The organism is Paenibacillus sp. FSL R7-0313 (genome assembly GCF_037969885.1).
In the GTDB taxonomy this organism is placed as follows: domain Bacteria; phylum Bacillota; class Bacilli; order Paenibacillales; family Paenibacillaceae; genus Paenibacillus.
Genome location: NZ_CP150219.1, coordinates 4874405 through 4898917, shown reverse-complemented (window position 1 = coordinate 4898917; position 24513 = coordinate 4874405). Strand labels below are relative to the sequence as shown.

The following is a 24513-nucleotide window of genomic DNA, read 5'->3' as shown; positions in this document are numbered from 1 at the left end:
GTGATGTGACCACGAGTTGATTATACTGATTAGAGCTTACTCTAAGTCAAGCGGGAAAATGGAGGGGAGGTTAACCATGCATACCATAGGTGAAGTGGCAGAATTACTCCATATCAGTGCACATACGTTGCGTTATTATGAGAAGGAACAGATTATAACTCCTTTCCGAGATGCCAGTGGAGACAGGCGATACAACGAGTCACACCTGAAGTGGCTACAATTTGTGATCAAATTAAAAGAGACTCAAATGCCCATTGCTATTATTAAAAAATATGCCTCCTTGTTTCAGGAAGGTGAGCATACGGCGGCGGATCGTTTAAAGCTGCTGGAGGAGCATAAAGAGTCGATTCAAAAACAGATGCACATACTTAACACAGCTGATGAGATGCTTGAGCATAAAATTTCGTCGTATCGAACGCTCATCGGACAATGAACTAACACACACAAAGGACGATCTATTGCCAAAACAGTGATTTTTATTATAGACTGTTTTTTATCGGTTGTTCATCAAGGGGGAAATGCAATGCATCAAAACAGAAAACAAAAGTCAAACAAGTTAAAGATTCTCTCCAAAGTATTATTGATTATCATTGGGGGATTTATAACGGCATATGGCCTCGAAGCCATATTGATCCCGAATAATGTCTCAGATGGTGGTGTCACAGGTCTGAGTATCGTAGGATCACAGCTGTTCGGATTACCACTGGGGATGCTCATCGGGATTATTAACATTCCATTTGTGTGGCTCGGGTACAAGCAAATCGGAAAAAGCTTTGCGTTATATTCGATCATCGGTATTGCTTCACTGGCAATCAGCACGAGTCTGATGCACCATGTACCAACTATCATTGAAGGTGATACCTTGCTTGTTACGGTTGTCGGCGGGATTATTATCGGTTTTGGTATGGGACTTGCATTACGTAATGGTGGCGCATTGGATGGCATAGATATGCTGGCTGTACTCCTTTCGCGAAAAGTACCTTTTGGAACCAGTGATCTCATTCTGTTCCTCAACATGTTTGTATTTATTGTCGTTTCTACCGTGTTTGGTCTGCAAGGTGCGATCTTGTCAGGACTTGCGTATTTTATTGCTTCTAAAGTAATACATATTGTTGAAGAGGGCTTGAGCGGCTCCAAAACGTTTAAAATTATTACGAATCAACCTGAGATTATGGTTGAAACCATTCGGGACCGCTTAGGCCGTGGAGCAACGTATACTGAGGCTTACGGTGGCTACTCTAATGAACAATTCAAGGAAATCACTTGTGTCATTAACCGGATGGAAGAGAGTAAAATTAAAGATATCATTCACGAAATTGACCCAACTGCTTTTGTAGTCGTATACGATGTAGCTGAAGTAAGAGGCGGAAATTTCAAAAAGAAAGATATTCACTAACATACAAAAACGCGCTGACAGGAGGAATACTCTTGCCAGCGCGTTTTTGTTTTACCATATGTATATAAAAAAAATCAAGCTTCCGTAAAAACTGTACTGAAGCTACTGTCAACACCTTCAATATACAATGGAACAGCATATACCTTTTCAATTCCAGATAAATCATGGTTTAAATTCATATCCTCTATAAGTAGAATGAACTTGCCATCAACCCGACCTTTCCCAAGTATAATCTGATGAAAAGTGATAGCTTCATCCACATGAATCACAGAGCCAGAAGAGATCATATCCATTCCAACTGCTCTCAATGAATCAAAAACCATCAGGTAACTTGCAGCATCTGCTGCAAACCCTGGGTTATGATCACTATAACGAACAGGGTCAGATGATCGAAAATTTCCAAAACCTGTACGTATAAGCAGTAGATCAGAGCCGGCGATCTGGTGTTCATACGGCTCCAGGTCAGCTTTTGTAATAAGTTCATCATCACCTTTGGGAATATCGAGGATTGTTGGATGAGTAAAGATAAAGTAGTCTATTGGAATCTCGCTTATTTTTAGACCTTGCGGATTGAAATGCCAAGGCCCGTCAATATGAGTTCCATTATGGTCGAGAGATGTGATGATAAATTGGTTATACAGATCTCCTTGATCTATGCTGGACTGCTGCTGAATCTCAACAGGAGGGTTATCTTTATAAACGGGAGTATTTACACTAAGAGGATAGGACAAGAGGATCCGCTTCATCTGTTGTTCTCTCCTTTATGTCACACAGTTTCTATATAATGTTTGGTGAATGTATGGACTCAAATTATGAAAGGAATCGGTATTTCATGCATAAGTACAGCTCTCTTATGGAAAACTTCTATAGTGCGAATACAATGCATGATTTCATGTATGGGAGGTTAGCATAGTGACAAAACAAGACCCGCAAGAGCTTTTGAAGCAAAAACACGAGCTGGATGAACAAAAAAGACAGTTCACTAATTTTTCGCGGAATATTTCTGGTCATGGTGAGGTTGAAGCTGGTCAAGAGTTCAGTGTTGACCGGGTACCAGATGATCAAAACCGTATGAAATCGGTTGAGAACAGACGCGGCGAAGTCTAAAACGTTACAACATAAGCCGATCCTTTCATGGATCGGTTTATTCGTGTGGAGCAGTGTGATGAACAAAGAATATGTATTGTAATTGCACATAGTAGAGTATATAGGTGGTGGTCAATCGTTGTAAAAGGTCGTATATTATTAATATGTCGATTGTGGGATTGAATATGGACCACATCGCAATATGATAAACGATTTTACATAGAAGGACGGGAAAAAATGGATTTTAAACCGCTTGCTTCATTTATTGACCGCATGACATCCTGGCGCATTCCGTGGGCAGAGGTGCTGGTCATGCATCGAAATGATACCGTTTTCCATTATCGTAACGGTTACGCCAATCTGGAAGAGAAAACGCCCATCGGTGATGGAGCGATCTTTAATCTATACTCCATGACCAAAATCATGACCTGCGTGGCAGGGCTGCAACTGGTGGAGAAAGGTGAAATGCTGTTAAGCGACCCACTGTCCGATTATCTGCCAGAGTACGCTGAGATGACAGTTAAGAAAACGATGGCGAATGGCGAGATCCGACTGGAAAAGGCGACAAGAACCATTACAGTGCGAGATTTGTTCACCATGACAGCCGGGTTCTCGTATGACGTTGGTTGTCCAAGCATTCAAGAAGCTGTAAAAAGCACCAACGGAACATTGCCTACACGCGACTTCGCGAGAGCGCTTGCGAAAGAACCGTTGTTGTTTGAACCAGGGACACATTGGAATTACAGCATGTGCCATGATGTGCTGGGAGCCTTGGTGGAAGTGGTAAGTGGCAAAAGCTTTGGTACGTATCTCCGGGACGAAATCACCGGACCACTTGGTATGAACGATACAGCGTTTAATCTGAACGATGAGCAGCAGACACGCCTGATTCCGCAATATGCTTATAATGATGAGCTTGAGAAGGCTGTCCGTCTGGACGGCAACGGATTCCGGGTAGGCACAGAATTGGAAAGCGGCGGTGCAGGATTGTTGTCAACCGTTAGTGACTATACACTTTTCTTGAATGCACTTACTGGGCGTGGTACGAGTCCCGAAGGCGTCCGCATTTTGTCACAAGCTTCAGTGGAACTGATGCGAACGGATCACCTGAACGAGATGACTCGGGGTGATTATTCCTGGGATCATATGTATGGATACGGCTATGGATTGGGTGTTCGCACACATATCTCCAAAGCAGGAAGCGGCTCACTGAGTCCAATTGGCGAATTTGGATGGAGCGGCGCTGCTGGTTGTATGGCTATTATTGATCCGGATTCAGAGCTTACAGTTATGTATGCCCAGCATTTGCTGAATAGTCAGGAGCCATACGTTCAACGACGCTTACGAAATGTCGTGTACTCCTGCCTGTAAATCATATCGTATTCGAAGTTACTTGAAGAGCCGCTGATCAGCGGCTTTTTTATGTTATATGGAAGGAAAACTATTGATTTAGATTGTTATATATTTCTTTATTAGATAGGGTATGTTATCATTCTTAGGAAAATAGTACTAGTAGGAGGATATGCCTATTGAACATGAACCTATATTAATTACATAGTTTGATTAAGATTACACGCTAGCAATTACTTGTTTGAATGTTGAGATTGTGCACGGTTTAAAATTAGAAAAACGCTACTAGATTTTTATTTTTTTACTCAAAGGAGAGTCAACAATGATACACCCTAAGCACCAATCAAAATGGGCTTCTCTGGCCCTACTAACTTTAATCGGCTATGTTCTGAGCGCATTGCTTCTGCTTCCACCTAATGCTGCTGCCAAAGGAGAGCAAATCTCCGCCAAACAGCTCGAAAGTATGAGCCGGCTTTCATTTACGCTTCGTGATGCCAAACAAACGGCTTACACCGTTTATATTTTCGCTTATGATGAACAGAAGAGCACGCTGACCGAAGAAAATGGTTGGACAAACAATAAAAAAGGCGACAAGAGTTATTCAGGCACGTATCGCGCAGCCTTGCTGAAAAAAGGTGCAGCATACGGAACAGTCCAAGCAGCAAAACTGGATCTGAATACGATTATTTTGCCGCAAACCTGGAACTTCGTTGTGAAAAGCAAAGAGGCTAGTACACCAGACATGCTGATGATTACCGATTGGGGAACTTCTAATTTTAATGAGGTGAAAACCTATATTGTTCGTTCCGGGGAATTGCGGCGTGTAACATATGTCGATAATAAGGGTAAAAAAATCGACGATTCCTACTCTGCAAGCAGAGATGATGGAATCCGTACTCTTTCAGGTGCCCGAGTACAGTTCAAAAATTACAACAACCTTCAATTCGTCTATGGAGTTAATACGTTTAAGTTGAATGTAAACAAATCGGAGTTGCGGTTGGAAGATACGCGCAACCTCCGTTCAAAAGCTTGGCCGAACTCGGGTGTTGGCGATCGCGCTTACCTGAAAAGCTTGAAGGAAGCTGCTTTAAAGGGTGCATTACCGGGCCGGACGGACATCAAGATTGGCATGACGCTTCAAAATGCGCAAAAAAAGCTGGGGAAACCAACCTCTCGTTCAAATGAGGAATGGGGAGCGGTCTATTATTATTCTAAATTCGGCGTCGGATTTGATTCATACATGCACGAGCTTACCAATAAATCACGTATTGCCGTTTTTGATTTGTACAATGAAAAGCAGAATCTGTCACCATGGAATGTGAAAATATGGATGGGGAAACCTTCCTCAGAGTATTACAATGAAGTCGTTGGTGGTTATGAGATGGTATACCAATTGGGTAATCACGCCATTGTATTCAATTATGAGGAAGAAGAGGACTTGATTGACTTTACGAGTATATATTAAGCTATACCATCGTAAGAAACAAAAGTGTATCGTATTCTTATTACAAAAAAAAGCCGCTAAATAGCGGCTTTTTTGATTTCCATGAGATGGACGGTAGTCTATTTTATTGGGGTATCATTAGAGCTTTGCACAGAACGTACACGATTGACTAAGTAAATGCCAACCGACACGAACAGTAATGCAGCCAGATTTTTCAGTTCCAAGATCGTTTCCCCCAGGAATAACGCCGATAACAATGCGCCAAACACAGGGATTAGGAAGTTGTAGACAGACACTCTTCCGACCTTGTTATACTTGAGAAGCATATTCCACAAACAAAATGCGACGGATGACAGCAAGGCCAGGTAGATCAAGTTACTGGTGGATTCCAAGGTGAAATGAGTAACCCGACCGCCGAGTGATAGACCTAACAGCGTAAGTACCAGTCCCCCAACAAACAGGCTGACCCCTGTTATGATCAGAACATCAATCGTAGCGGTGAGACGTTTTGCGTAAAGGGCCGTAACGGAAAAAACAAGTGCTGCTATAATAACAAACCCTTCGCCTGTGAATGAAAAGGAAAAAGCAAGCAGATCCGTATGGAAGTTTACGATGATTACACCAATGAATCCGAGCAAGCAGCCAACGATTTTATTTCTGCTTAATTTGTCGTTTTTATAGATGAAATGGGCCAGAACAACACTGAAAAAGGTTGTCGTTGCGTTCATAATGGAGCCTTTGACACCCGTCGTATTGGCTACGCCAACGTAGAAAAACATATATTGCAAACCGGTTTGCAATATACCTAACATGATAAGGCTTGTCCACTGCTTCCTGGACAATTGGAGCTTCTCTTTTCTAACGATACGAGACAGGAGCAAGAGCAGCAAGCCAGCCAGTGTAAATCGGTATCCGGCAAATACATACTTGGAAGCAATATCTTCCGGCAGAATGTTAAATGCGATATAACCAAGTTTGATGGACGGGTACGCACTTCCCCATAACAAGCAACACAGGCTTGCCACGAGCATGACAAAAATGGGATCACTAAACTTACTTGGTTTCTCAAGGGTATTTCTCTCTATCACTTTCGATCTTCTCCTCGCATTTCATGCACATATGTATGTACGAATCTAATATCTTCACTGACCATATCACATAACGCCAATGTTTGTAATGATAATTAATAAACCGCTCCCCAGGTGGTAAGATTATAAAGAAGGAACGGTTCATGTGGGGTCTATGTTATAGATTCCTTTCTAATAAAATCCCAACTTGTTCTGCGACAATGTGAGGTTGCCGAGGTAATCCATTCGTGAAATAGGATTCCACGATACCAACGATTGCTGTACCAAAGAACGTAAGAATAACTTCTTTCGTTAGTCCTTTATTTTTGCCCTGAGTTACATTCACCTCATCTTCCAGTTCTTCAATGACGAGAGCCAGGAAGCGATTGCGGAAAAAAGGGGCCCCTTTACTCAGTAACATAGCCGAGAAGAATGAATAGTGAACTTCAAAATAATCGAACCAAAGTACATTGCTTTTTATAAAATCCAGATCGGATGCTTCTTTGCACAATCTTCTTAGTTCATCAATATGTTCTTCAATTAATTTATCCAGCAAGTCAAATTTGTCCGAATAGTGATGGTATATCGTTCTGCGGCCGACATTTGCATGATCAGAGATATCTTGCATCGTAATGGTATCAAAAGGTTTGTCGTTCATGAGTTTGATAAAAGCGGATTTGATCGCTTCCTGAGACTTTAGTATTCTTCGATCTGTAATAGAAACGATAGAAATCACCATTCTTTCCAGAGAGTAATTGCACAAATGTTGTCTCCTTGCGCCATAAGGCACAGATCGGGTTCATTTGATCCTTGCAGAGGCAGTGCAATTATTTTACATTATACACGAATGTGCGATATCGCACATTCGTGTGTAATCATTTTTAGGTCAACATAGGAGCAGGACGCATTAATTAATAAGATCACATTGGAGGAAATGAAATGGCTAAACATGAAGAAGTTAAAGATGGAGTGATATTCCCGGTAGGAGAAAAAAACGAAGCATTTGCACAATATTTTGTAGGGCAAAGTTATCTCCAATCCTTGGTTGCTGATCCCAAAGTGAATGTGGGTGTTGGGAATGTAACGTTTGAACCGGGATGCAGAAATAACTGGCATATCCATCGCGGTGGATTTCAGCTGTTGTTAGTAACTGGTGGGGAAGGTTGGTATCAGGAAGAAGGGAAAACTGCTCAATTCCTAAAAGCCGGCGATGTTATTGTGACTCATGATGGTGTGAAACATTGGCATGGGGCCGCTAAAGATAGTTGGTTTGAACACATTGCGATCACTGCAGGCACACCGGAATGGTTGGAACCTGTTACGGATGAAGTATACGGGGAGTTATAATATAAACGCTATGAATTGATTTATTAGGAAAATTTATTCCTAATTTGTTAAATTAAAGGCTATTTAAGTTCAGCGAGATTACTGATTCTTATGTTGATCTGGGTGCCATCACTCTGAGTTTTAATCGAGTGATGGCCTCTTTACGTCTATGAAGTATCGATCTCCCTGACAGGTGAAAAGCATGATATAGAAGGATTCCAGTGCACATTTATGTATACTTGGAGAAATTTCCAGAATGAAAACGCTTGTCAAATTGAAAATAATATGATAATTTAATGTCTGTAACCGGTTACACATAGAGGAGAGCAACTTATGAAAACAATTAAAGACGTAGCTCAACTGGCTGGCGTATCTGTTGCCACCGTATCCAGAGTCATTAATGATAGAGGTTATGTTCATGCGGACACACGCAAGAAAGTGGAAGATGCTGTGAAGGCGCTTAACTTTTCGCCAAATGAAGTGGCCCGCTCATTATATAAGCGCAAGTCCAAACTGATAGGCCTGTTGTTGCCGGATATTGCCAACCCTTACTTCCCGCAGTTGGCCCGCGGTGTAGAGGACAGGATGCAGGAACAGGATTACAGACTGATATTTGGAAATAGTGATGAGGATGAACGGAAGGAGCAGGATTACATCCAGACGTTTATCCAGAACAACGTGGTTGGTGTGATCTCTTCAACGAACTATCCTCATTCTTCAATATATGAAAAACTGAAGATTCCCGTTGTGTTTCTGGACAGAACATCACTGGATCGTCCATCCGTGTATGCGGATGGCAGGGAAGGTGGAAGACTAGCTGCAAGGGAGATTATCAAACGTGGCAGTCGCCGGATCACGGTTATGCAGGGACCGTCACAGATCAGACCGGCTCAGGATCGTTTTGAAGGAGCGATTGAAATCATCCGTGATGCTGGGTTAGACTACCGGGTAATCAAGACAACCTCATTTTCAATTAACGAGGCGGGTGTATGGGCTGAAGAATTATTTAGGAAGTACGCGGACACAGACGGGGTCATTGCCAGCAATGACATCGCAGCCATGGCAGTACTGCATGAGGCATCACGAATCGGAAAAAAAGTTCCTGATGACGTACAAGTTATTGGTTTCGATGATATTCCAATGAGCAGCCTGTTATCGCCGGCATTGTCCACCATCCATCAGCCAGCATACGAGATGGGAAGAGAAGCGGCGGGATTACTTATCCAGCTTGTCGAACAAGCTGCAATAGAGAACAAAAACATACAGTTGCCCGTAAGTTTCATCGAACGGGGCACTACGAGAAAGGTGAAATCAGATGGCTAAAATATGTGTAATAGGAAGCAGTTCAATGGATCTGGTTGTTACTTCGTCAAGACGGCCGGGGGCGGGTGAAACCGTTCTTGGCGACAGCTTCAAAACGGTCCCTGGCGGTAAGGGAGCCAATCAGGCTGTTGCCGCTGCAAGACTGGGTGCCGAGGTTGCGATGATCGGCCGGGTAGGCGACGATGCTTTTGGCAAAGATATTTTAGAGAACTTTAGAGCAAATGCTGTAAATACGCAAAATGTGAAACCGGTTACACATTTAGAAAGTGGAACGGCTCATATCATTCTGGCAGAAGGTGATAATAGTATCGTAGTGGTTGAAGCGGCGAATCGGGCAGTCACTCCTGCATATGTCGATGAAGCAGCTGAAGTGATCCGTGATGCAGATATCGTGCTGATTCAGCAGGAAATTCCGGAGGAAACGGTTGTTCATGTAAGTACATTATGTGCAGAATTCGGAACACCGCTACTGCTTAATCCCGCACCGGCGAGAACATTACCGCAAGAAGTGATCGACAATGCCGCATATATCACGCCGAACGAGCATGAAGCTGAGATTTTGTTTCAGGGTATGAGTCCGGCACAGGCATTACGTCAGTATCCTAACAAGTTGTTCATCACGGAGGGCAGTAAAGGTGTACGTTACTTTGATGGCACTGAGGAAATTCTAGTCCCAACTTATAAAGTTGAGGCTATCGATACTACTGGGGCAGGGGATACGTTCAACGCCGCATTTGCAGTTGCTTTAGCTGAAGGAAAAGCGTTGCAAGAGAGTATACGCTTCGCCAATCGGGCTGCATCGTTGTCCGTCACCAAGTTCGGAGCGCAGGGCGGCATGCCAACGCGTGATGAAGTAGAGGAGAGTTTGTAATGAAAAGAAATGGCATGTTGAATAGTCACATTTCCAAGATTTTGTCTGATCTGGGCCATACGGACATGATTGCAATTGCGGATGCAGGTCTGCCGGTACCGGATGGGGTACTCAAAATCGATCTGGCCCTCAAACTGGGAACACCAAGTTTTCACGAAGTGGTGGAAGCGATCGCTGAAGATATGGTCATTGAGAAAGTCATTGTGGCTGAAGAGATTCGCGAAGGTAATCCCGTAGCCATGCAATTCATCACAGAGAAATTCGGGGGAGAAGCAATCGATGCTTCCGTCAGCCACGAACAATTCAAAGTATTAACCCGGCAGGTGAAGGCGATCATCCGCACAGGTGAGGCCACACCCTATGCCAATTGCATTTTACAATCGGGAGTCCATTTCGGTTAAAAGGAGGTTGCGTAATGCACATTCAGATGCAAGATATTCATAAAGCCTTTGGAACGAATCAGGTGCTGAGCGGAGTGGATTTTGAACTAAAAGACGGTGAGGTCCATGCCCTGATGGGGGAGAATGGAGCCGGCAAATCCACACTGATGAATATTCTGATTGGTCTCCATCAGAGAGACCAAGGGACCATCATGATCGACGGAGAAGAAAACTATTTTGGAAGTCCAAAGGAAGCCGAGAAACTGGGTATCACATTCATACATCAGGAGCTGAACGTATGGCCTGAAATGACGGTGCTGGATAATCTCTTCATCGGTAAGGAACTGACATCATCGTTCGGATTGCTCAATACAAGACAGATGAAAGCGCTTGCCAAAGAACAGTTCGCCAAGCTTTCCGTAGACATACCACTGGAACGTCCTGCGGGAGAGTGCTCTGTCGGGCAGCAACAGATGATCGAGATTGCCAAAGCGTTAATGACAGATGCCAAGGTCATCATTATGGACGAGCCAACAGCAGCACTTACGGAGCGCGAGATTCAGAAATTGTTTGGTGTAATCAGCTCGCTGAAGAAGGAAGGCGTGTCCATCGTGTATATTTCTCACCGAATGGAGGAGATATTCACGATCTGTGACCGGATTACCATCATGCGTGACGGAAGAACGGTAGACACGCAAGCTATTCCGCAGACAAGCTTTGATGAAGTGGTGCGGAAAATGGTAGGTCGTGAACTTACCGAGCGTTATCCTGTCCGGAATCCTTCATATGGTGAAGTTGTCCTCGAAGTAAGGAATGCAAGCAGCAAAGGTCTATTCGAGAATATTAACTTCACCGTGAGAGCGGGGGAAATACTCGGTTTCTCAGGACTCATGGGTTCTGGACGAACAGAGATCATGAGAACCATCTTTGGTTTGGATACGTTGGATAGCGGTGAAATCTTCATCCGCGGCAAAAAAGCGAACATTCGTAAACCGGCAGATGCAGTGAAACATGGAATCGGATTTATTACAGAAGACCGCAAAGATGAAGGGCTGGTATTAGACTTTTCTATTCGCGAAAATATGGCGTTGACGAATCTGTTCAGTTTCTCAAACAAAGGTTTCATCTCAGCTTCGAAAGAACAAGACTTCGTAGATACATTGATCAAACGTCTACAGATCAAAACACAATCCTCCGAGACGGCAGCAAGGAATCTATCCGGGGGTAACCAGCAGAAGGTGGTTATCGCGAAATGGGTTGGTATCGGTCCAAGCGTACTTATCCTGGATGAACCCACACGCGGAGTGGATGTCGGAGCGAAGCGCGAAATCTATGAATTGATGAATGAACTGACAGACCGCGGTGTTGCAATCATCATGGTATCGTCGGAGCTACCTGAAGTGCTTGGCATGAGCGACCGAATCGCGGTTGTGCATGAAGGACACATCAGTGGCGAGGTTGCAAGGGAAGTAGCAACACAAGAACACATTATGACATTGGCCACAGGGGGACAGTGATATGACAACAATGCAGGAAAACAAAACGGCTAAAAGCGGCTTCCGTTTCTCAAGTGTGATACAAAAATTAGGACCGCTGCTCGGCTTAATCATTCTTATTCTCATCGTATCGGTGTTGAATCCAAGTTTCTTGGAACCGCTTAATATCTTGAATTTATTGCGTCAAGTCTCGATTAATGCACTGATTGCTTTCGGTATGACATTTGTTATCCTGACGGGTGGAATTGATCTGTCGGTCGGCTCAATCTTGGCTTTATCCAGTACTTTTGTAGCAAACATGATGTTGTCCGGCCTGGACCCGATCTTGTCCATCATTATCGGTGTAGCACTCGGTGGTGTCATGGGTATGGTGAACGGACTGATGATTACCAAAGGCAGAATGGCTCCGTTTATCGCTACATTGGCAACGATGACGATATTTAGAGGACTGACGTTGGTGTACACGAATGGTAATCCAATTACAGGACTCGGGGATAATCTGTTGTTCCAACTGTTCGGCCGTGGTTACCTGCTGGGCATTCCGGTGCCTGCAATCACGATGCTGATTACCTTCATGATTCTGTGGATTGTTTTGCATAAAACAGCTTTTGGCCGCAAAACGTACGCCATCGGCGGTAATGAGAAAGCTTCTATTATCTCAGGTATCAAAGTTAATCGCGTGAAAATTATGATCTACTCCCTGACAGGTATGCTCGCTGCTTTGGCAGGTGCAATTTTGACATCACGCTTGAATTCAGCGCAACCAACAGCAGGTACATCCTATGAGCTGGATGCAATCGCAGCGGTTGTACTGGGTGGTACAAGTCTTGCTGGAGGACGTGGACGCATCGTCGGTACACTGATCGGTGTTTTGATTATCGGCGTGTTGAATAATGGATTGAACTTGCTTGAAGTAAACTCATTTTACCAAATGGTTGTGAAAGGTATCGTCATTGCCATTGCCGTCCTGCTGGACCGCAAGAAAACAGCATAAGGAGAGAATATATATGAAAAATTGGACGTTAACACTCGTAAGTATGCTGATGATCATCGTTCTGGCCGGGTGCTCTCTGGAGCCACCGGAATGGGCCAAACCTGACCCTAACAAAAGTAACGGACAGAAGAAAATAGGTTTGTCGATATCTACACTGAACAATCCATTCTTTGTATCACTGAAGGATGGAGTCATGGCTGAAGCCAAAAAACAGGGAGTACAGGTCATCGTGGTTGATGCGCAGAACGATTCGGCCAAACAAACCAATGATGTGGATGATCTTATTCAGCAAGGCGTTAGTGCACTGTTGATTAACCCTGCTGACTCTGCAGCGATCTCCACAGCAGTCCAATCCGCTAATAGTGTCGGCATTCCCGTGATCACGCTGGATCGCTCCGCAGATAAAGGTGAAGTGGCAGCACTGGTGGCATCGGATAACGTTAAAGGCGGACGCATGGCAGCTGAATACTTCGTAGAACATCTCGGTGAGGGCGCAAAAGTCATTGAACTTGAGGGTGTACCTGGCGCTTCCGCAACAAGAGAACGGGGTAAAGGTTTCCATGAAGTGGCTGACAAGCAACTTGATGTGGTTTCTAAACAATCTGCTGATTTCGATCGGTCCAAAGGATTAAATGTCATGGAGAATCTGCTTCAGGGTAATCCTGACGTGCAGGCGGTATTTGCCCATAATGATGAGATGGCACTTGGTGCGATTGAAGCGATTCAAAGCTCAGGTAAAGACATTCCGGTCATCGGATTCGACGGCAATGATGATGCAATCAAATCCATTAAGGATGGGAAATTGACGGCAACAGTTGCTCAGCAGCCTGTGCTGATTGGCCAACTGGCGCTGCAAGCAGCTCTGGATGTGCTCAGTGGCAAGCAGGTGGAGTCATCCATTCCCGCTGAATTGAAGCTGGTAACCAAGGAAAATGTGAATGAGTAAATCATCATAAAACATGTATCTTCGTATTGGACATGAACATAGGACTAAACCAAGCCGCTAAATTAGCGGCTTTTTTTTCATTTCAGAAGAAGCGTGCGGGCATCACATCAATCAGATTATTGACTTTTAAAAGCATATTAAAGGTGCCCCAATTGAATTAATGTCCACTTTGTCGTTTTGGACTGCTCAAAAGGAGCATTTTTGGATATGTATATCCAATCCATGCGTTGCTATACTAGCATGACGTTCCACACAGTCTTCACAATACATAAGGAGGAGCTAATCTCATTGATTCATTCCTGTTTGGAATAGAAAGAAGGTGGCTGACATGAAACATCTAGTAGGAGAAAATCTTCAAACTGTAAGACAGCAAATGGCATTGGCCTGCCAGGCTTCAGGTCGCAACATAGAGGACATCCAATTGTTGCTCGCGACCAAAACGGTACCGCTTGAGAAATTACAAATAGCTATTCAAGCAGGTGAGCTCCTGTTTGGAGAAAACAAAGCTCAGGAACTCCGAGACAAATTCCCACTCATGGAACAAAGCAAGCAGGTGGAATGGCATTTTATCGGGCATCTGCAAACAAATAAAGTAAAGGACGTTGTTAAATATGTTACGCTCATCCATTCCGTAGATCGTCTGAAACTGGGTCAGGCGTTACATAACCAGCTTCTCAAAGAGAATAAGACCTTAGATATTCTTGCGCAAATTAATACGTCTTACGAAGAAAGTAAATTTGGTGCCTCTCCAGAAACAGCCGTTGAGCTTGTAGAACAGTTGTCTCAATTCGAGACATTAAATGTGAAAGGTTTAATGACCATTGGAAAACTGAATGCGACAAACGAAGAAACACGACATTGTTTTCGATTGTTAAACCAGATCCGTACACAGATTAAAGAGAAAAATATTCCACGCGTAGAAATGGATATTTTATCGATGGGTATGTCTGGTGACTTCCAGGTCGCTATTGAAGAAGGAGCTACAATGATACGTGTAGGAACAAGTGTATTTGGACCACGGTATTTACCAGACGAATATTACTGGAATGAAAACACACGCATCGATGATTAAGTGAGAGGTAGTGTTAAATATGAAGACAGCATCCCCTTCGTTACGTGGCCGTGATTTGATATCGCCGGTAATCGCCGCTTTGATATCCGTAATTGTTAATTACGGGGGTACGTTTATCCTTGTTTTTCAAGCTGCAAAAGTGGCTGGTTTAAGCCCGGAAATGACCGCTTCCTGGATTTGGTCCATCTCGATTGGGGTAGGCGTAACAGGGATTTGGCTCAGTTATCGATATAAGGAGCCGATTATTACAGCCTGGTCTACACCGGGTGTGGCGTTTCTCGTTTCAGCATTAGCGGTAACCCCTTATCCAGAAGCTATTGGCGCTTACATGATTTCAGCAGTTGGATTTATTATTTTGGGTTGGTCAGGCATGTTTGAACGTTTCGTTCGACTTATTCCCCCAGGCATCGCTTCAGGATTGTTAGCAGGTATTTTACTACAGTTTGGTATTTCGGCCTTTGGAGGGGCGAAGGCTGATCCTTTGCTTGTGATTGTACTGTTTACAGGCTATATCTTGCTAAGAAGGTTTACTTCCCGTTACGCCATTGTTGGCATATTGGCGATCGGTTTGATTTATTTGATATGCATGGGAAAAACAGACTTCAGTACGATCCAATTGGCTGTAGCATCGCCTGTATTTGTTGTTCCAGCATTTTCGTTAAATGCTTTACTTGGCGTTGCGCTACCGCTGTTCATTATTACCTTGACAGGGCAGTATATGCCCGGAATGCTTGTTCTGCGTAATGATGGATTCAAGACAAGTGCCAATCCCATTTTAGCTGTAACAGGTTTGGGTTCGCTTCTTGCAGCCCCATTCGGATCACATGCTTTTAATGTGGCAGCTATTACAGCAGCGATTTGTACGGGAAAGGATGCACATGAGGATTCAACCAAACGTTATATTGCAGGTATTGCTTGTGGTGTTTTTTATATTTTTGTCGGCATTTTTGGCGTAACATTGGCTGCTCTGTTTTTGATTCTTCCTGCTACCTTTATTGCAACATTAGCGGGATTAGCCTTACTTGGAACGATCGGTGGCAGTCTTGCCAATGCATTAACGGACCCTAAGGGACGTGAAACTGCATTGATTACGTTTTTGGCGACAGCAGCGAATGTGACTTTGCTTGGTGTGGGTGGTGCATTTTGGGGACTGTTTGCAGGAATGATGGCACATCTACTGATGAATAGTAAATTTCCCAAAAAACAGTTTGGAACGAATAAATAACCGTAATATTGAGAGGAAGATGTTCATGAAACATTTGGAGAAGCAAGATAAAGTAATAGGAATGGCTGTCCAGCAAGAGCTTGGAAGGCAGCAGGATAAGATAGAACTGATTGCATCAGAGAATTTTGTAAGTCAAGCTGTGATGGAAGCAACAGGTTCGGTATTGACCAATAAATATGCGGAGGGGTATCCGGGCAGAAGATATTATGGCGGGTGTGAGCATGTCGATACAGTCGAAGAGATAGCAAATAGCCGCCTTAAAGCACTTTTTGGCGCTGAACATGCAAATGTGCAGCCTCACTCCGGTTCTCAGGCCAACATGGCTGTGTATTTTGCCTCGGTTGAGATTGGGGACACAATACTTGGCATGAATCTATCCCAGGGTGGTCATCTAACACACGGAAGTACTGTTAATTTTTCAGGTAGGTTTTACAATTTTGTTTCATATGGTGTCGATGCACAGACGGGCCGCATTGACTTTGACGAAGTACGTAAACTTGCTTATAAGTATCGTCCACGCATGATTGTTGCAGGTGGAAGTGCATACCCGCGGACCATTGAGTTTGAATTATTTGCCCAGATTGCCGCCGAAGTGGGAGCTCTTTTCTTTGTAGATATGGCGCATATAGCAGGAATTGTTGCGGCAGGTTTGCATCCTAACCCGGTACCACATGCCCATTTTGTTTCAACCACCACACACAAGACCTTACGAGGACCACGAGGGGGAGCCATTTTGTGCCGGGACTCCTGGGAAAAGGTGATCGACAAAGCTGTATTCCCGGGAACCCAGGGTGGGCCATTCATGCACGTTATCGCGGGGAAAGCGGTGGCATTAGGTGAGGCATTGCAATCCGATTTCACAACATATATTGAAGGTGTTCTGAGTAACGCCAACGTATTGGCAGATACTTTAATGAATGAAGGACTCACCCTTGTATCGGGAGGAACAGATAATCATATCGTGTTGGTTGACTTACGAACTATGGGGCTTACAGGCAAAGAAGCCGAAGCTTTACTGGATGAAGTAGGGATTACGGCGAATAAAAATGCAATCCCTCACGATACGGCAAGTCCTTTAGTTACGAGCGGTATTCGTTTTGGAACTCCGGCTATGACTTCAAGAGGACTTGGGGCAAGGGAAATGAAAGAAATTGCTCAGCTGATAGGGCTCGCTTTTAAAAATCCAAAGAACTCGGATGTAAAAAATCAAATATTAGGTAGTGTGCGTGAAATCACTTCGCAATTCCCTCTATATAAAAACCTAAAATAGAGTTTAACAACAGACACAGATAGAGCCTGCAATTGTTACCACTGGATAACAATTGCAGGCTCTTATTTTGCTTGCTTATATTGAAACTTGCTTATATTGAAACTTACTTTTTTGAACAGAAGAGATATACCGTAAATGAGATTTAAGACACGCCCTAGTAGGCTATACCTACACGAGACTGTACATACTCATCAGACATTAATTGCTGATAAGCAAACTCCGCAGTATCGATTACTGATATAGAAGTTCCGCCGTCAGGCAAATAGTCGCGCTCAACCCGGTACTTACCAAGAGATTCTCCATCATATAAGTAGGTAGGACACACGATGGTCCATTCTAACTTAGAAGCTTTGAGAATGTTGTACATCTCCAGATGTTCTTCAGCTGCCCGCGTGGACTTGCGTCTGGACTCGGGCGATTGAAAACGAAGCAAGCCAGGATCCGTTCGACTTTGCAATATTCCTGCTGTACCAATGGTAATGATTCTTTTGATACGCTCCTGAGCCATAGCCTTAACAATCAATTCCATGGATTGTGATAATGTAGTTGTTCCATCGGTACTTAAGGAACTAACAACGAGATCCACACCCTGTATGGCTTGATAAATATCTTCTTTGACTAAAGCATTCCCTTGATGCAGAACGAGATTGTCATCGTTGATTTGTACCTTTTCCGGGCTTCTAACCAGTGCAGTTACATGATGATTGGAACGTAGGGCATTAGAGACGAAATGACTTCCAACCCGTCCGGTGGCTCCTAATACTAAAATTTTCATCACAAAAAACATCCTTTCGAATCCGATTGGAGAGCATGTTCTCCATCATAGTACAATCTTTGCAAGTCGATGTATGCCTTCCTCAATCTGCTCCTCATCCACTTTCGCAAAACCTAATATCCATCCTTTTCGATGACTCTCCAAGCAATATCTACTAAGCGGATACACGCGCACACCTTGATCAAGGGCAGCATTCGTCAGCGCTTCTTCGTCAAATGACGTTTCAGATTCTAGAAGCATATGTAATCCTGTTTCCACACCACTTAATGTAAATCGTGAGCCTAGCCCAGAAGCAACAATGGCTTTGGTCATGACTTCGTGTCTGCGTCGATATATGTTCCGAACTCTTCTCATATGGCGCATGAAATGACCACGTTCAATAAAATGAGTTAGCGTTAATTGTTCCATAATCGGCAGATGACGATAGGTTAATTCATGAACTTGAGTAAGGCGATCGATAGCTATTTTGGGGCCAATGATAGCGGATAGTCGAATGCCTGGTGCAACCATTTTGGAAAAACTCATCATATAAAGCGTATTCTGAGGTTGCTGACTGAATATAGTCGGAAGCGGATCTCCACGGTACCTAAATTCGCTATCGTAGTCATCCTCAACAATCCAATATCGATGATGAGCTGCCAAGTGCATCAATTGTTGCCTGCGTGGCTCCGACATAATAACACCAACGGCGCATTGATGAGAAGGTGTGACAAATACGAGTTTTGTCTGTGGGTGAATATGATCTACACATAATCCATATTCATCGACTGGAACGGGATCGACTTGCATCCGGCGGTATTTCATCGCCATCCAAGCGGCTGGGAAGCCGGGATCTTCTACGGAAACTCTCTCTCCCTCACTTAAGAGTGCCTGGGCAATTAAATCAATACTATGTTGTGCACCTGAGGTTAACAAGATTTGATCAACATCGATATGAATGCCTCGTTCAAGTGACAAATAACGCTGAATCTGTTCTCTTAACGCCAGTAACCCTCTGGCATCACCATAAGCCCAAAGATCCAGATTAGGTTCAGTGGAAGCTTGTAAAAAGGATTGCCTCCAGGCTTTTGTGAAACTTTCATCCAGATAAGGCTCGTGGGGATTAAAATCAATTTCTATTTTGCGATTGTCTCTATTGCCGAACCAACTATGGAGATGACCAATCGATTCGTTTAGTGTAGGCAGTTCGGGCGGAATAGGCCCTTGCATCGTGATGCCTTCTGTTGACCGAGGTGCATATGTCCAATCACTAACTCTTGTCCCGGCTCGTCGGGAGGTTACCGTATACCCTCGGCTGAATAATTCCTCGTACACAATCTGTATGGTTGACCGTGAAACACCAATTAATTGAGCAAGTTCACGTGATGGAAGCAGCAATTCGCCTGGTTGCCATTTCCCGGTTGTGATATTATGAATCGCTTGATCCAAAAGTTGCTGCCAGATCGGGCGTTGGTCATTCCGATTAACTTTTAGCATTGTTTCAACTCCATTACTCATACTGAATTATGGATTGCATTTATTTATGTACTTAGCCATGTTATTGGCACTCCATTGATTGATATACCATTATAACAAAAGTTTAATTTGCAAACAAAACAAAGCTGGACTAAAGCGATTTTTACCGTGTGTCCAACCTATTTGGGTTGGTCCTGCTTGGTTCATACTCGATTCATATTCAAGCCACAGACAGTTCATCTTCTTCGGTTACACTACTGGAGTACTAACACAGAGATTCCTAATCCATAGACTAGACAGGAGAAGATGAGATTGACACGAAAGAAACGAACGTCTATCGCCGCCATAACTTTGGTGTTTGCAATGATGTCCCCAATGTCGGCCATGGCCACACCCGCTACCAGTAACGATAGTAACCCTACGTATGATCTAACTAAAAAGGCAGTAAGCGCGAAGGCAAAGGTACTCACTGAATCATACGCTACGACAAGTGTGCAGTACGCACTGATGGATGAGGGCGAGATTGTGATCTCCGGTCAGGCAGGCAAAAATGATCTGAAAAACAACATCCCGCTTTCTTCAGATACCATGTATGGCATTGGTTCAACCAGCAAAATGATGCTCACAACCGCCGTAATGAAGCTCGTTGACGAGGACAAGATCGATCTTGATGAGCCTGTCGTGAAGTATATTCCAGACTTTAAAATGAAAGACAAGCGTTACCAACAGATTACACCACGCATGTTACTGAATCATTCATCCGGACTTCTCGGAACATCAAGTAACAGTGCAATACTGTTTGGAGATAATGATACCTATGCACATGATACGTTACTGGAACAATTGGCGACGCAACATTTGAAGGCCGATCCTGGCGCATATTCGGTGTATAGTAATGACGGTTTTACATTAGCTGAAATTCTGGTTGAGCGGGTTAGCGGCATGAGCTTCACAACTTTCATGCACCGGTACATAACCGAACCTCTTGGTATGGAGAATACCAAAACACCACAGGATATTGTGGACTTTAGCCAGATGGCAGCAACATATTCCCCTTCGCATGAGGAGCAACTCCCATTAGAGACTACAAATATGATTGCCTCGGGAGGCATCTATTCCACCGCTGAAGATCTGGTTCAGTTCTCGAAAATCTTTACAAGTGAGGTTGAAGGTGTTCTTTCGGAGGAATCCGTAGAGGCCATGGAGCAAGAAGAATACAAGAGAGGCATGTGGCCAGAAGAAGGCGATTCTTCTATTGGTTACGGCCTGGGCTGGGACAGCGTGAACCTGTTTCCTTTTAATGATTACGGCATCCAGGCAGTAAGCAAAGGCGGCAATACAATAACCTATCATTCCTCATTGATTGTACTTCCGGAGTATAATATGGCTGCTGCGGTAACCTCTTCGGGTGGTCATAGCTCAACGGATCAATTGCTGGCAACTGAGCTGTTGCTTGGCGCGCTTGAGGAGAAGAATATCATTCCAGAGCGTAAGCCGGAGAAGTCTTATGATGCACCGGTGAAAACAACCATGCCGAAGGAACTTACACAGCACACTGGGATATACGCGGGTGGGGCAAACATGTTAATGAAGATGGACGTAAAAGATGATGGGCAATTAACGCTATCTAATCTGTCCTCTCCTAACAGTCTTGATCAGACCTATACGTACACCAATGATGGCTCATTTGTTAATGATGCGGCTACGGAAAAGCTGAAGTTCGTTCAGGAAGTCAACGGGAACACATACTTGTGGTCTCGCTCGTATCAGTCCGTTCCTGGGCTTGGGCAAGTTGCTTCCTCGGAATATAAAGCAGAAAAGCTTGAAACCAATGAATTGTCTGCAGAAGTAAAGGCCGCATGGCAGAAACGGGAAGGCAAAGCCTACGTGTTGGTCAATGAAAAATACACATCAACACTGTACAACGCAGCGATGCCGATGATTCCCATTCATACTTTTAATGAGCTGTCTGGTTATATCTACACCAACAAAATTGTTGGAGCTAACCAAGCCGTGAACCAATTGCAAATTCCTGGATTAGCGGGCCGTGACACGATGGAGTTTAATTTCTATGAGGAAAATGGCGTGGAATATGTTACAGCTGGAGGCAACGTTTATGCTGCTCAAGACATCATCAAACCGATCTATGCGGGAAAACAATCGAAGACTACGATTCAGGCGAATGGTCATGCCACATGGTACTCGATTCCAACATCAGCTGCAGGTAAAGAAATGACCGTCAAGATGTCTGCAAACAGCGCATTTGCTGTATACAACCAAGCGGGTGTAGGCATGAATCATACAGTGGTCAGTGGTCAAAACGAAATTGTATTGCCTGAGAACGGAACCATTGTCTTCGCGGGTGAAGCTGGTTCGAAGTTCGAGATTGTATTGACAATCAGAGCAAATTAATAGATGACAAAAAACTGTATAACAAAAAGTCGCGGAAATCGCGGCTTTTTTTGAGTTTTAAATTTTAAATAATACGTTTTAAAGTAAATGTACCTTTTTTCAGATTCACGATGTAGTATTGGGTTTCGCAAAGCTTACCTGGAGGGTAAGTATTAAAAGGGCTTTTACTGGTTGGAAAAAAATGACGGAGGAAAATGTTGCAAGTGGAAAGGCAAAGCATTGATTGTTAATATACAGTAAATAATAACAATCAAATGGGCAGAAGATCGACAAAAAGGTTAACAGTAATACCTATTCCAAGAAAATAATGAATTATTCGGACAACACCGAGACGGGGAGGACACATGAAAACAACGAAGATCTCATTTTTTATACTTTCACTGATGCTGCTCCTGGTGAGCGGTCTAACAGGGTGGGTAGGGAACGCTGCTGCAGCGTCCGATTCCGGTAAAACCTATGTTATCGGAACTGATGTCACATTTGCTCCATTCGAATATGAAGATGAGAATGGTGATTTTGTTGGTATCGATATGGATTTGCTGGATGCCATCGCCAAAGATCAAAATTTTAAGTATCAAATTAAAGCTCTGGGATTTAATGCAGCTGTACAGGCACTTGAGGCGAATCAAGTCGATGGTGTGATCGCAGGGATGAGTATTACAGATGAAAGAAAAGCAAAATTTGATTTTTCTGAGCCATATTATGATTCAGGCGTTGTTATGGGAATTAGCGCCAATAATGACACCATTAAAAGCTACGAAGATCTTCGTGGTAAAAAGGTCGCTGTAAAAACGGGAACAGAAGGGTACAGCTTTGCTGAATCCATCGCCTCAAAGTATGGGTTTACGATTGTTCCATTCGACGAATCATATCAAATGTATGATGATGTAAAGACTGGTAATTCGGTAGCCTGTTTTGAAGATGAACCCGTTTTAAGATATGGGGTAAAACAGAATAATGGTTTAAAAATTGTTACCGCTAAAGAAGACGGGGCTTCCTACGGATTTGCGGTAAGTAAGGGTAAAAATCAGGAACTTCTGGAGATGTTTAATGCTGGTCTTGTGAATATCAAAGCTAGTGGTGAATATGAGCGCATTATCGAAGAATATGTTGGCGAGAATGCCCAAGTCGCAAATCAGGGGCGTTGGGAGCTAATTCAGAAATCCCTTCCAGCACTTTTCAAAGGTCTGGGAAAAACACTCTTATACACGATTGTGTCCCTATTCTTTGCGTTTATCATCGGTCTGATTTTCGGATTTATGAAGGTGGGACAGAACAAATTCCTTCGTGGTGTTGCCACTGTATTTGTAGATATCTTCCGCGGCATTCCGCTGATTGTCCTGGCATTCTTTATTTATTTCGGGATTCCACAGGCGATGGGCTTCACGATGCCATTGTTCTTGGCAGCGATTCTGACACTTAGTCTGAATGCAGGAGCGTACGTAACCGAGATTATCCGAGGCGGGATTCAATCGATTGATCGTGGTCAGATGGAAGCTGCCCGTTCATTGGGTCTTCCTTATCGCAAAGCGATGATAAAGATTGTCATTCCGCAGGCAGTGCGGGTTATGATTCCGTCCTTCATTAACCAGATGGTTATCACGTTGAAGGATACGTCAATCTTATCCGTTATTGGTCTCGTAGAGTTGACGCAATCGGGTAAAATTGTTATTGCAAGAACGTTCTCCTCTTTTGACATTTGGTTAACGGTTGCGGTTATGTACCTGATTGTCATCATCACATTGACCAAAATTGCTGATTATCTGGAGGTGAAGGTTCGTCGTGGCTAAAATAAAAGTTGAAGGTTTGAAGAAAAGTTTCGGCTCGAATCAGGTCCTCAAGGGAATTGATGTGGCGGTCAACGAAGGAGAAGTTGTCTGTGTCATCGGGCCTTCCGGTTCGGGAAAAAGTACCTTCTTGCGCTGCATTAACCAATTAGATGCGATTACGGCAGGCCGGGTTATCGTGGATGATCAGGATCTGAATGACCCTAAAACCAACCTGAACAAAGCTCGCGAAAATATTGGTATGGTATTTCAACATTTTAACTTGTTCCCTCATTTTAGTGTACTTAAAAACATCATGTTTGCGCCCAGAGAACTCGGGATATTAAATGCCCAGCAGGCGCGCGATACAGCACTCAAATTACTTGAACGTGTGGGTCTGTCTGATAAAGCAGATAGCTTCCCAACACAACTGTCAGGTGGACAAAAACAACGTGTAGCTATCGCTCGTGCGCTTGCTATGAATCCGGATGTTATGTTATTTGATGAACCGACTTCAGCTCTTGACCCTGAAATGGTAGGAGAAGTTCTTGGTGTTATGAAGGACCTCGCGAGCGAAGGTATGACGATGATGATCGTTACCCATGAGATGGGTTTTGCACGTGAAGTAGCTGATCGTGTGATCTTCATGGACGGTGGTTATATTGTCGAGCAGGGCACTCCTGAAGAGATATTTGGAAATCCGAAGAATGAACGGACGATCAGCTTTTTGGAAAAGGTACTCTAGCACTGAATCAAGCATTAACACATTAAAAGTCGCTATTTTAAGCGGCTTTTTTTGTTATATTTATGAGGTGATTTAATAGGTATCGCTCTTTTCTTGAAAGACCAACCAAATAAG

Annotated in this window: 23 protein-coding genes; 18 read left to right on the top strand and 5 right to left on the bottom strand. The window is 43.7% G+C overall.

Going from position 1 to position 24513, the window contains the following annotated elements:
* Positions 1-76 precede the first annotated feature (76 nt).
* Both NSQ38_RS21225 and NSQ38_RS21220 read left to right on the top strand, forming a co-directional pair.
* Entirely contained in the window at positions 77-433 is a 357-nt protein-coding gene (locus NSQ38_RS21225) for a MerR family transcriptional regulator (RefSeq protein ID WP_338594670.1), read from the top strand.
* 90 nt (positions 434-523) lie between these two features.
* Positions 524-1396 carry a YitT family protein gene (locus NSQ38_RS21220; RefSeq protein WP_036670902.1) on the top strand — a complete coding sequence of 291 codons (873 nt, stop codon included), beginning with the start codon at positions 524-526 and terminating at the stop codon, positions 1394-1396.
* A 74-nt stretch (positions 1397-1470) separates the two neighbouring features.
* On the opposite strand, the gene NSQ38_RS21215 is transcribed toward NSQ38_RS21220, so the two are convergent.
* The gene (locus tag NSQ38_RS21215; protein ID WP_339783931.1) at positions 1471-2142 is read right to left on the bottom strand and encodes a cyclase family protein; all 672 of its coding nucleotides are present in this window, start codon (positions 2140-2142) and stop codon (positions 1471-1473) included.
* Between the two features lie 166 nt (positions 2143-2308).
* Between NSQ38_RS21215 and NSQ38_RS21210 the strand changes: the two genes are divergently transcribed.
* The 3 genes from NSQ38_RS21210 to NSQ38_RS21200 all read left to right on the top strand — a co-directional run bounded on the left by NSQ38_RS21210 (position 2309) and on the right by NSQ38_RS21200 (position 5297).
* On the top strand, positions 2309-2503 hold the full coding sequence (locus tag NSQ38_RS21210; protein ID WP_017688524.1) for a hypothetical protein: 195 nt from the start codon (positions 2309-2311) through the stop codon (positions 2501-2503).
* Positions 2504-2719: 216 nt separating this feature from the next.
* The gene (locus tag NSQ38_RS21205) at positions 2720-3853 is read left to right on the top strand and encodes a serine hydrolase domain-containing protein (RefSeq protein WP_036670903.1); all 1134 of its coding nucleotides are present in this window, start codon (positions 2720-2722) and stop codon (positions 3851-3853) included.
* Between the two features lie 301 nt (positions 3854-4154).
* The gene (locus NSQ38_RS21200) at positions 4155-5297 is read left to right on the top strand and encodes a DUF4309 domain-containing protein (RefSeq protein ID WP_036670905.1); all 1143 of its coding nucleotides are present in this window, start codon (positions 4155-4157) and stop codon (positions 5295-5297) included.
* A 98-nt stretch (positions 5298-5395) separates the two neighbouring features.
* Here NSQ38_RS21200 and NSQ38_RS21195 read toward each other — a convergent pair whose 3' ends face one another.
* Positions 5396-6364, bottom strand: a complete 969-nt coding sequence (locus tag NSQ38_RS21195) for a DMT family transporter (protein WP_156946115.1) — start codon at positions 6362-6364, stop codon at positions 5396-5398.
* Between the two features lie 157 nt (positions 6365-6521).
* Positions 6522-7082: a TetR/AcrR family transcriptional regulator gene (locus NSQ38_RS21190; protein ID WP_036671096.1), complete on the bottom strand. Its 561-nt coding sequence runs from the start codon at positions 7080-7082 to the stop codon at positions 6522-6524.
* A gap of 200 nt (positions 7083-7282) precedes the next feature.
* On the opposite strand from NSQ38_RS21190, the gene NSQ38_RS21185 reads away from it, so the two are divergent.
* From NSQ38_RS21185 to glyA, 10 genes are all read left to right on the top strand, one after another.
* Complete coding sequence (locus tag NSQ38_RS21185; RefSeq protein WP_036670907.1) at positions 7283-7690, top strand: cupin domain-containing protein; 408 nt, start codon at positions 7283-7285, stop codon at positions 7688-7690.
* A gap of 312 nt (positions 7691-8002) precedes the next feature.
* The gene (locus NSQ38_RS21180) at positions 8003-8992 is read left to right on the top strand and encodes a LacI family DNA-binding transcriptional regulator (protein WP_036670908.1); all 990 of its coding nucleotides are present in this window, start codon (positions 8003-8005) and stop codon (positions 8990-8992) included.
* Complete coding sequence (rbsK, locus tag NSQ38_RS21175) at positions 8985-9863, top strand: ribokinase (RefSeq protein WP_036670909.1); 879 nt, start codon at positions 8985-8987, stop codon at positions 9861-9863. The genes NSQ38_RS21180 and rbsK overlap by 8 nt, the downstream gene beginning before the upstream one ends.
* Positions 9863-10264, top strand: a complete 402-nt coding sequence (gene rbsD, locus NSQ38_RS21170) for a D-ribose pyranase (RefSeq protein WP_036670911.1) — start codon at positions 9863-9865, stop codon at positions 10262-10264. The genes rbsK and rbsD overlap by 1 nt, the downstream gene beginning before the upstream one ends.
* Before the next feature lie 14 nt (positions 10265-10278).
* Positions 10279-11760, top strand: coding sequence for a sugar ABC transporter ATP-binding protein (locus tag NSQ38_RS21165; RefSeq protein ID WP_036670912.1), 1482 nt, complete (start codon positions 10279-10281; stop codon positions 11758-11760).
* Position 11761: 1 nt separating this feature from the next.
* The gene (gene rbsC / locus NSQ38_RS21160) at positions 11762-12733 is read left to right on the top strand and encodes a ribose ABC transporter permease (protein WP_339783930.1); all 972 of its coding nucleotides are present in this window, start codon (positions 11762-11764) and stop codon (positions 12731-12733) included.
* Positions 12734-12746: 13 nt separating this feature from the next.
* Entirely contained in the window at positions 12747-13679 is a 933-nt protein-coding gene (gene rbsB, locus NSQ38_RS21155) for a ribose ABC transporter substrate-binding protein RbsB (RefSeq protein WP_339783929.1), read from the top strand.
* Between the two features lie 328 nt (positions 13680-14007).
* On the top strand, positions 14008-14751 hold the full coding sequence (locus NSQ38_RS21150; protein WP_339783928.1) for a YggS family pyridoxal phosphate-dependent enzyme: 744 nt from the start codon (positions 14008-14010) through the stop codon (positions 14749-14751).
* Between the two features lie 19 nt (positions 14752-14770).
* On the top strand, positions 14771-15976 hold the full coding sequence (locus NSQ38_RS21145) for a benzoate/H(+) symporter BenE family transporter (RefSeq protein ID WP_036670915.1): 1206 nt from the start codon (positions 14771-14773) through the stop codon (positions 15974-15976).
* Positions 15977-16001: 25 nt separating this feature from the next.
* Positions 16002-17246, top strand: coding sequence for a serine hydroxymethyltransferase (gene glyA, locus NSQ38_RS21140; protein WP_036670916.1), 1245 nt, complete (start codon positions 16002-16004; stop codon positions 17244-17246).
* A gap of 154 nt (positions 17247-17400) precedes the next feature.
* Here the strand turns inward: glyA and NSQ38_RS21135 are convergent, their stop codons facing one another.
* Positions 17401-18021 (bottom strand): SDR family oxidoreductase, encoded by a 621-nt coding sequence (locus tag NSQ38_RS21135; RefSeq protein ID WP_036670917.1) that lies wholly within the window; start codon positions 18019-18021, stop codon positions 17401-17403.
* Positions 18022-18066: 45 nt separating this feature from the next.
* Positions 18067-19497, bottom strand: coding sequence for a PLP-dependent aminotransferase family protein (locus NSQ38_RS21130; RefSeq protein ID WP_036670918.1), 1431 nt, complete (start codon positions 19495-19497; stop codon positions 18067-18069).
* Between the two features lie 285 nt (positions 19498-19782).
* Between NSQ38_RS21130 and NSQ38_RS21125 the strand changes: the two genes are divergently transcribed.
* From NSQ38_RS21125 to NSQ38_RS21115, 3 genes are all read left to right on the top strand, one after another.
* Positions 19783-21888, top strand: a complete 2106-nt coding sequence (locus NSQ38_RS21125) for a serine hydrolase domain-containing protein (RefSeq protein WP_036670919.1) — start codon at positions 19783-19785, stop codon at positions 21886-21888.
* 344 nt (positions 21889-22232) lie between these two features.
* Positions 22233-23678 carry an amino acid ABC transporter substrate-binding protein/permease gene (locus tag NSQ38_RS21120; RefSeq protein WP_036670920.1) on the top strand — a complete coding sequence of 482 codons (1446 nt, stop codon included), beginning with the start codon at positions 22233-22235 and terminating at the stop codon, positions 23676-23678.
* Positions 23671-24399 carry an amino acid ABC transporter ATP-binding protein gene (locus NSQ38_RS21115; protein ID WP_036670921.1) on the top strand — a complete coding sequence of 243 codons (729 nt, stop codon included), beginning with the start codon at positions 23671-23673 and terminating at the stop codon, positions 24397-24399. The genes NSQ38_RS21120 and NSQ38_RS21115 overlap by 8 nt, the downstream gene beginning before the upstream one ends.
* Positions 24400-24513: the final 114 nt, after the last annotated feature.